6 protein-coding genes and 1 pseudogene are annotated in these 8814 nt (G+C 55.9%); 3 read left to right on the top strand and 4 right to left on the bottom strand.

From position 1 onward, the window contains the following. The 3 genes from F451_RS28235 to iolG all read left to right on the top strand — a co-directional run. Positions 1-216: hypothetical protein (locus F451_RS28235; RefSeq protein ID WP_205624050.1), on the top strand; the 216-nt coding region annotated here is incomplete at its 5' end. 522 nt (positions 217-738) lie between these two features. Continuing rightward, the gene (locus tag F451_RS0121215; RefSeq protein WP_205624049.1) at positions 739-2025 is read left to right on the top strand and encodes a Gfo/Idh/MocA family protein; all 1287 of its coding nucleotides are present in this window, start codon (positions 739-741) and stop codon (positions 2023-2025) included. Between the two features lie 256 nt (positions 2026-2281). Then, on the top strand, positions 2282-3289 hold the full coding sequence (iolG, locus tag F451_RS0121210; protein WP_020683427.1) for an inositol 2-dehydrogenase: 1008 nt from the start codon (positions 2282-2284) through the stop codon (positions 3287-3289). A 1553-nt stretch (positions 3290-4842) separates the two neighbouring features. Here iolG and F451_RS0121205 read toward each other — a convergent pair. The 4 genes and pseudogenes from F451_RS0121205 to F451_RS28125 all read right to left on the bottom strand — a co-directional run. Beyond that, positions 4843-5880, bottom strand: a complete 1038-nt coding sequence (locus F451_RS0121205; RefSeq protein ID WP_020683426.1) for an ABC transporter permease — start codon at positions 5878-5880, stop codon at positions 4843-4845. Positions 5881-5917: 37 nt separating this feature from the next. Continuing rightward, complete coding sequence (locus tag F451_RS0121200) at positions 5918-7465, bottom strand: sugar ABC transporter ATP-binding protein (protein ID WP_020683425.1); 1548 nt, start codon at positions 7463-7465, stop codon at positions 5918-5920. Between the two features lie 166 nt (positions 7466-7631). Next, a complete protein-coding gene (locus F451_RS27895) occupies positions 7632-7787 on the bottom strand; it encodes a hypothetical protein (RefSeq protein ID WP_020683424.1) in 156 nt (51 codons plus the stop codon). A gap of 841 nt (positions 7788-8628) precedes the next feature. After that, positions 8629-8814, bottom strand: a pseudogene (locus tag F451_RS28125) (methylmalonate-semialdehyde dehydrogenase (CoA acylating)); the annotation flags it as partial.

The raw sequence follows: 8814 nt of genomic DNA, 5'->3' as shown, positions 1-8814 counted from the left end.
TTGCCCGGCGATTTCCTGTCCGTTGATGAAATGGTGAATGATGCGTGGCATATGAAACCCTCAGTCGCGTTGATCTTGGTTTTATGGGTGTACCGAGCCGGTTGGTTCGCGTTACAGGCAGCCTCTGGGCATTGCTGCCGCTTAAGCCAGGAGCTGTGCCTTGCACGGAATGATCCGTGGAGTGGAAGTGCGGTATCCCCGGCTAATGTTCAGTGATAAAACCTTATAGCAATAAAAATTGCAAATCAATACAAAGCGGAATTTATGTTGATTGTGTTGTTGCTGATGCCCTGCTGAGCGCAGTAGGGAGCTGTCGGGCTGTCGGGCTGTCCGGTGTTGGGTGGCCGTAGAGTAATCCTGTTGTAGATGCGTAATGTGGCAATTTCACGGAGCTGTTCGTCCCGGAACTACCCAATAACGGCATTTCATCGTGTTGACTGGCATTTTCGATGGCAGTTTTGGCGCCCAGTGTTGCATCGTCGTCACCGGCCCAGACACCATCGAACCTGTTGAAATGGGGAAAATCGTCCTGAAATTAGTTGTACTCCGGTTCATCAAGCGGTGGTTAAACCGTTCAAGTTGGCCATTCGTCAGCTTGCTGGAAAGCAGGGGGAACGATGGGGCGTCAAAAGACATGTAGCCACTTCATGGGCCTGCACAGACATTACAAACGCGGTCATCGAAGCAGAACATTGACTGGCCCTACTTCCAATCACAATAATTTGTTGCAATTTAGCTATGATTGCAATTAATGTTGTGTTCTTGGTCGGCGAGCTGTTATTCGAAGCCAGTCGGCTAACACTGGTAATGAGCCAAAATAGAGGACGTATGCCTAATAATAACAAAAGCTTACCCTGCTTTCCGACGGCGAGTCGCAAGCTGCGACTCGGTGTGGTCGGTGGTGGTGCAGGGGCCTTCATCGGAAAAATCCATGCCCGTGGCGCCCGGCTGTCGAATCGTTGGGATATCGTGGCAGGGGCGTTGTCGTCACGCGCTGAGGTTGCACTCGCTTCGGGGCGGGAATGGGGGTTGGCTGAGGATCGCAGTTATACTGACTGGCGTGAGATGGCACGTGCGGAGGCCGCCCGTGAAGATGGTATTGATGCCGTGGCCATTACCGTTCCAAACCACCTTCATCATTCTGTGGCCATGGCCTTCATGGATGCAGGAATCGACATCATTAGCGATAAACCGCTCGTGAATACGCTGGATGATGCCCGCAGTCTCATTGCAAAACAGCGCGAAACCGGGCTTGTTTTTGGCGTGACTTATTCGTTCGCCGCACACGCGATGGTGCGTCAGGCCCGTCAAATGGTGCGGGAGGGCATGATCGGGCGCCTTACCCAGATCCATGTAGAGTATTTTCAGGAGATGGCGTTACTGCCCACCGCCAGTGCGTGGTCTGGCACCCCATGGCGCCAGAACCCCTATATGGTGGGCGGTGCCGCGACAACGGCGGATATTGGCACCCATGCCCATCATCTCGCAGAATTCATCTCCGGGCTCGAGATGACGGAGTTGCGTGCCGAGTTTCACAGGTTTGGCGCTGAACAGCCGCTGGAAGATACAGCATTCATCAATTGCCGTTTTGACGGGGGTGTTGCAGGTTCGATGCTGATCTCCCAAGCGGTTGCCGGTGCTCAATGCGGACTGCGTATCAGGGTTTCCGGTGAGACGGGTACGCTTGAGTGGAACCAGGAGGATCCCGAATATTTACATCACCGCCCAGTCAATGCGGCCCACATCCGGATTTCGCGAGGGCATGGTGCCGGGATGCTTGCGGACGCCGAGCGTTTTGTTCATATGCCGCGTGGCCATGCAGAAGCGCTCTCGGATGCCTGGGGCAATCTATATGAGGAGTTTGCTATTGCAATTGAAGCGCGTCGGGACGGACAGTCATTACCTGAGGGGCTTTTGGCTTATCCGGGGCTGAGGGAGGGAGCTGCTGGGGTTGCTTTTATTCAGGCCGCAATAGCATCGAATGCCAAAGACGGCGTCTGGATTGACTGCCGATTTCGAGATTAGGTGCAATGGATGACGGACACTCGCAGGCGACTTGCGCAGAAGTCGAAAGAATCGCTTTTGAGTTCATGCTTGCTGTGAGGGAGAGGCGGTGATCATGGCCGTACCGGATGCGGCACATTCCGTGTTTTTAACTTGTGGTTCGTAAACCTTTGGTGTCGACCCCGTGCGATAGGTTTTTGGGAACGACAGCAATTCATATTGGCAAATTAACACACTGGCAACTAACGTTGCCTGAGTGATATTTCTGGGGAACGTTATGTTGAAAATTGCAGTACTCGGCTGTGGCCGTATTGGGCGTATGCACGCCGAAAATATCCATGCGCATCCGCGCGCGGAGCTCGCCGGTGTGTTCGACGTCTATGCGCCGGCGGCGGCGCAGGTGTCAGAAACTCTGGGTGTTACCAACTTCGCTTCGGCGGAGGATGTATTCCTGTCTGGTGACGTTGACGCTGTTTTGATCGCGACTTCGACACCCACCCACGCCGATTTCATCGAGCAAGCCGTTGTGGCGGGCAAGCCGATTCTGTGCGAAAAGCCGATCGATCTGTCGCTGGATCGTGTGAACGCTTGTGCGAACAGCATTGCCAGCTCTGATCTGCCGATTATGCTTGGTTTTGTTCGGCGTTTCGATCCGGGCCATCGTGCTGTGCGTCTTGCGATCGAGGCGGGCAAAATCGGCGAGTTGCATCAGGTGGTCATCACGTCCCGCGATCCAGGCATGGCGCCGGACTCATATATGGAAGCCTCGGGCGGCATATTCCGTGATATGACAATCCATGATTTCGACATGGCGCGCTTCATCCTCGGCGAAGAAGTGACTGAAGTTTTCGCGACCGGCTCGCGCCTTGTCAACCCCGTGCTGATGGAGCGTCTGAATGACTGGGACACAGTCTCGGTCGTTCTTAGCACCGCTAGCGGCAAACAGTGCATCATCAATAATTCGCGTCAGGCGAGCTATGGCTACGATCAGCGTGTTGAAGCGTTTGGCAACGAAGGCATGGTGATATCAGAAAACCGCCGTCCTAATATGACCACGCTTCACCGCGCGGAGTTTACCGGTCAGGGCGCGCCGCTTATGAACTTTTTCATCGACCGTTACAGCGAGGCTTTTGCCGCCGAGATTGATGCCTTTGTCGACAGTATCGAAAACGGTGTGGCTCCCGAAGTGGGTTTTGAAGACGGACGTTTGGCGTTGGTGTTAGCTGAGGCTGCACTTAAATCGGTCATTGAGGGCCGCGCTGTCAAAGTCAGTGAGTTCGGCTGAGTTTTCCTTCTTCCTCAACACCCCTTTCACCCCTTTCGCCGCTGGCGGAGGGGGTGAGTTTTACAAGGCATAAGCCCCGCCGGTTCCGGCGGCATGGCTGAATCACTGTCAGCGGAGCCTTCGTTGCCAGGGCCGCAACATGCGAATTCGATCATAGTACTGCGCGAATTCAACTCTGAAGTACAACCCCCGCCTATGAGGCATGCCTCGCTCTGTGCTTCAGTCTGCCTGAACGCGAGATAATATCGCGACCGTAGATTTAATTGTTTCCTTGCCTTCCTGCTATCACTCGTTGATCCAAGCGTTCATTCAGCCCAGGTCGCCTTGATGGATATGGGCCCCCCCAATGTTCGCGTCCCACCCTTGCGCAATCGCCCGGTAATCCAAGCAGCTGACCTCGTTATTCACGTTGACCGACCTGCGTGCGTCCTAGCCGGTTAGCGGTCGCGTTTCGCATATCTTTGGCCCTTGTAACCTAGCCCAGGGTTCTACTGGAGGCTCTAGTGTTCGCCATGGTCTTACAAGGACTTGCTGTGTGCCGGGTCAGTCTGCTCAATACCGAAAGGCTCTAGTAAGTCTGTAATGGCCGATCGCGGGCTGTTGTTGCTTCGATGTACCACCCGTGGCTTTGTAGCGCAGCGCTGTTGCAGATTTTGCCTCCAGTTCGTGGAAAAGTCCGCGGTTTGGCGAGCGACATCAGAAGGCAATCGCGGATATCTGTAGTCCGGGTGAGGACATAGACCGCGAGATGCTGATTGCCCGAGTCATTAACAGCATGTTGATGTTGAGTCTGGGAGGCCGGAGCAGGGAAAGCAATCGTTACGGCTTCTAGGGTTCTGGCTACAGGGTGGCCCACGGAACCTGCGGCTTGGGGTATCCGCCAATGTGGTGAAATGCCTGACGGGGGATATCAAGATGGCGCTGGAGGTGCAGGCGAGGGCGATATCCGGAACAGTCGATTGAGGCGACCGGTCCCATTCGTATGGCTGGCTTAGTGACAACTGCGGCATTGAAGCTAACGCCATCCTGCAAGCGCTGGTCGGTAGGATACGCCATTATCTATGCAAGACGGTATGTGCTTTGGTAGTGGGGGATTACCGGGGTACTTGCAAGGCCAGGGTGTGATTGTTCTGGATGCGGTGCTAATGCACAAGATGCCAAGGGGGAGGCGGATAGTAAGCCCATGAGGCTCTGCGAATCAGCGTTTTGATCAGCTGGCATTGATCATGCCGGAGAGTATGAAATCCTGTGCTCGGGCAGTACAAGAAGATAAGAACCAATCCGCTTGTGCGATCGAGCGAGAGGACGGCGATGAACACCCCGGGCCTCCGCTCGATTACCATCTCCTGGCGCGCAGCGTCGTCAGGTTGTCTTGCTGCGCTTGTTCTGACGGTGCATGTCAACCACCACGGCCACCACGATGGAGGATTAGGAACCTCTTGTCATGGCCTGCGCCGTCAGGTCTTCTTGCTGCGCTTGTTCTGTCGGTGCGTGTCGACCACCACGGCCACCACGATGGATGATTAGGAGCCCCTTGACATGGGCCTGCGTCGTCAGGTTGTCTTGCTGCGCTTGTTCTGACGGTGCATGTCGACTACCACGGCCACCACGATGATGGCGCCCTTGATGATGTCCTGATAGTAGGCATCGACGCGCAGGAAGGTGAAGCCCGACAGCATCACGCCGAGGATCAGTGCACCGATCACGGTGCCGGTGACGCGGCCGCGACCGCCGGACAGCGATACCCCACCGATAACGGCGGCGGCGATGGCATCCAGTTCGTACATCAGGCCCATACCCGCCTGGGCAGTCTTGATGCGGGCAATGGCGACCATGGCGGCGAGACCAGCCAGCAGACCGGCAATCATGTAGACCTTGATCAGGTGCGACTCGATATTGATACCCGAAACGCGGGCAGCCTGGGGGTTGGCGCCAATGGCGTAGGTGAACTTGCCGAAGCGGGTGTAGCGCATGACCACATGGAACACCACGGCCACAATCAGGAAGATCACTACCGGTGCCCAGCGGCCCAGGCCGTTACCCAGCATGGCAAAGCTTTCGGTGAAGCCGGATACCGGGCTGCCGTCGGTGTACCAGCGGGCCACACCACGGGCCGATACCATCATGCCCAGGGTGGCGATAAAAGGCGGAATCTTGGTCTTGGTGATCAGCCAGCCGTTCACAAAGCCGGCGGCCGCGCCAACGGCCAGGCCCACCAGCAGCGGGATGAACCAGGGCAGGTCAACCAGCGCCGGATGGATGATTTTCGGCCAGTTGGCTTGCTGGGCGAAGGTCGCCGCGACCATGCCGCTCATGGCCACCACGGAGCCGGAAGACAGGTCGATGCCGCCGGTGATGATGACCTGGGTCACACCCACGGCAATGATGCCGATGACCGAGACCTGCAGAATGATGATCTGCAGTCGGCTCATGTTGCCGAGAAAGCTCTGGCCCACGAGGAACCAGCCGAGGACTTCAAAGAAGGCGGCGATGCCGAACAGGACCAGCAGGATGCTGACTTCCTGGGGCAGACGTTTTTTGGAGGGCGCTGCCAGAGTGGCATTAGGCGCGGTTGCAGTTCGGGTTGTCATAATCGACCTCTCATTTACCTGATGCGGTAACGCGTTATTATTGGGCAGCCAAATCCATGACTTTTACCTGATCGGCGTCTGCGCGATCCAGAATGCCGGTGCAGTGACCTTCGTGCATGACTAGAACGCGGTCACTCATGCCCAGTACTTCGGGCATTTCGGATGAAATCATGATCACCGCGACCCCGTTATGGGCCAGCTGCGTGATCAGGCTGTGAATCTCGGCCTTGGCACCGACATCAATGCCGCGGGTGGGTTCGTCGAGGATCAGGATCTTGGGGTTGGTCAGCAGCCAGCGACCGATCAGCACTTTCTGCTGGTTACCGCCGGACAGGTTTTCAATGCACTCATGCATGTTCGGCGTTTTCACACGCAACTTCTGGCTGATTTCCAGGCAGACCTTTTCGAGTTTGGCCTCCTGCACGAAACCATACTTCACGAAGTCATCGTGGATAACGGCCATCTGGGCGTTTTCCTGAATATCCAGCGGCAGGAAGCAGCCGGTTTCCTTGCGGTCCTCGGTGAGGAACGCCATGCCCAGCTTGATGGCATCATGGGAAGTCTGAATCGATACCTCCTTGCCATTGATCTCGATGGTGCCGGAGGTGGCGGGTGTCACCCCGAACAGGGTTTCGGCCACGTTGGAGCGGCCCGAACCGACCAGGCCGGCAAGGCCCAGGATTTCACCGGCGCGCACGTCGAAGGACACGTCGTGGAACACGCCCTCGAGGGTCAGGTTCTTCACCGACAGCACCACGTCGCCCAGTTCTACTTCTTCCTTGGGGAACATCTGGGTGATTTCACGGCCGACCATCATTTGAATGATGTCGTCGCGGGTCACCTCGGATGACAGGTGGGTGGCGATGTAATGGCCGTCGCGGAACACCGAGAACTCGTCGGCGATCTCAAACAGTTCGTTCATCTTGTGGGTGATATAGACGATACCGATGCCCCGTTCACGCAGACCGCGGATGATCTCGAACAGGTGCGCCACTTCCTTCTCGGTAATGGCCGAGGTGGGCTCATCCATGATCAGTACGTCGGAGTCGAACGACACCGCCTTGGCAATTTCCACCATCTGGCGGTTGGCCACCGAGAGTTCGCTGACCTCGGCGTCCGGATCCAGGTGGATATTCAGCCGGTCGAACAGTTCGGTGGTCATTCGGTGCATCTTGGCGTGATCCACCAGCCCGAAGGCGTTGTGGGGTTCGCGCCGAATCCAGATGTTTTCCGCCACCGTCATGGAATTCATCAGCAACAGCTCCTGGTGAATCATGGCGATGCCGGCTTCCTGGGCCGCCAGCGGGGTGGCCAGGTGCACGGTCTCACCGCGCAGCCGGATCTCGCCGGCGTCGGGGTGATAGATGCCGGCGATAATCTTCATGAGGGTCGACTTGCCGGCGCCGTTTTCGCCCATCAGGGCATGAACGGTACCAGGGCGGACCTTGAGCGAGACGTTGTCCAGTGCGACAACGCCCGGGAATTCTTTGCGTGCATTAACGACTTCAAGCACGTACTCGTACGGTTTTGTCTGAGGAATCACGCTGCTCTCGGACAACGCTTCTACTGGTGATGAGTTATTCATAACGCACCCCTCCGCTTTTCTGAGCGTTAACGAATGGAGACCCAACTAAGAGATCTATGGTGCATCACGGGTCCAGGTGGGGCATGGATAGGGAAGAGGATTCCCGCTATCGATTGGTACCTGGCGTGACTGGCTGATCAGTTCTTGCCGACAGACATCGTCGACGTTACTCGGAGTGACCAGTTTGAATGGTACGGGGGGTGTCATCAAAGGTGCTTATAGCGAACCCCATGCCTAATTCTTTCGCCAGGGCCGGCGTTGCGAGCCAGAGGGATGTAACAGCGGATAAACAATGGCTTTTAGCCAAGGCGATCTTCTTCATTTTATTTTCCTCTCCATAGGGGCAGAAGCCCGTATTTTATTTTTTATATGTTTCGAATTAAGCGCTTACACTTTTATATTCAGGATTATCGTTGAGCGGCCGGTTCCATCAATAATCCCAAGTCGCCTTGTGTAATCTGAAATTGAGATTTGGATCGCTCTCTATTCAAAAATGGTGGCATCCTGAAAGCTGGGTAAGCCGTAGGTGACGGTAGAGAATTCCTTTTACGCGGGAGTAGGTTACAGGCATGGCAGCCTCCAGCATTATTCTTTTAATCACGTGATTCCTCTCAATCCAGACGGCTGAATGGATTGCTCACTCTGCCTTTCTCGCCAAGTCGCGATCCCAACACGGCAGCACTAGGAGTACATTACCCAACAACGCTAATTGCTGTCAATTTATATGTGCAATAAAAATTGCAAGCATTGGCAGGTAGTGGATAAGCCTTGCGGATCAAGCGGAGTTCACGCCCGCGCTTAACAGAGCGCGATTGGGCCGTAAGATGCTGCATCGACTGTTGTTGGCGTTCCGTGCAAAGAGGCAGAGCGGTTGATAGAGGTAATAGATAGAGCCTGGTGTGAGAGAGCCAGTATCTGGGCAGTGGGTGCGGATCTGTACCCCAGGAATCCGGCTCATCGTATAAGCGTTTTCAGGTACCGCTTGGATAAAAGGGTATTGACCCGGTGGATAGCAATTGACCGGGTCAATACCTGCCTGCCTATGGTGGGGGGCAGGTACGGCCAGGGGCCGTTAAAGCAAGCAGACCCATCAGGAGGAGGTCTGCAGACGCCAGGGCGTTTGGCTTCATAACGAGACGGCCCGCTGGGGCCGTCTGCCATGTTTACTCCATAGTCGGCATGACAAAGTCTGCGCCGGAGCGAATGCCCGTCGGCCAGCGCGAGGTGATGGTCTTGAGTTTGGTGTAGAAACGCACGCCCTCGGGGCCGTGCATGTGGTGGTCACCAAACAGCGAGGCTTTCCAGCCGCCGAAGGAATGGAAGGCCATCGGTACCGGAATGGGCACGTT

The sequence above is a fragment of the Marinobacterium rhizophilum DSM 18822 genome (genome assembly GCF_000378045.1).
GTDB classification, from domain to species: Bacteria; Pseudomonadota; Gammaproteobacteria; order Pseudomonadales; family Balneatricaceae; genus Marinobacterium_A; species Marinobacterium_A rhizophilum.
Note: the sequence above shows the minus strand (reverse complement) of the source record. Positions and strands in the feature narration are given on the sequence as shown.

Bases quoted from the DNA above. Each gene is read 5' to 3' on its own strand.
- F451_RS27895 (WP_020683424.1), bottom strand. From the start codon at position 7,787: ATGAAGAAGATCGCCTTGGCTAAAAGCCATTGTTTATCCGCTGTTACA.
- F451_RS0121200 (WP_020683425.1), bottom strand. From the start codon at position 7,465: ATGAATAACTCATCACCAGTAGAAGCGTTGTCCGAGAGCAGCGTGATT.
- F451_RS0121205 (WP_020683426.1), bottom strand. From the start codon at position 5,880: ATGACAACCCGAACTGCAACCGCGCCTAATGCCACTCTGGCAGCGCCC.
- F451_RS0121215 (WP_205624049.1), top strand. From the start codon at position 739: ATGATTGCAATTAATGTTGTGTTCTTGGTCGGCGAGCTGTTATTCGAA.
- iolG (WP_020683427.1), top strand. From the start codon at position 2,282: ATGTTGAAAATTGCAGTACTCGGCTGTGGCCGTATTGGGCGTATGCAC.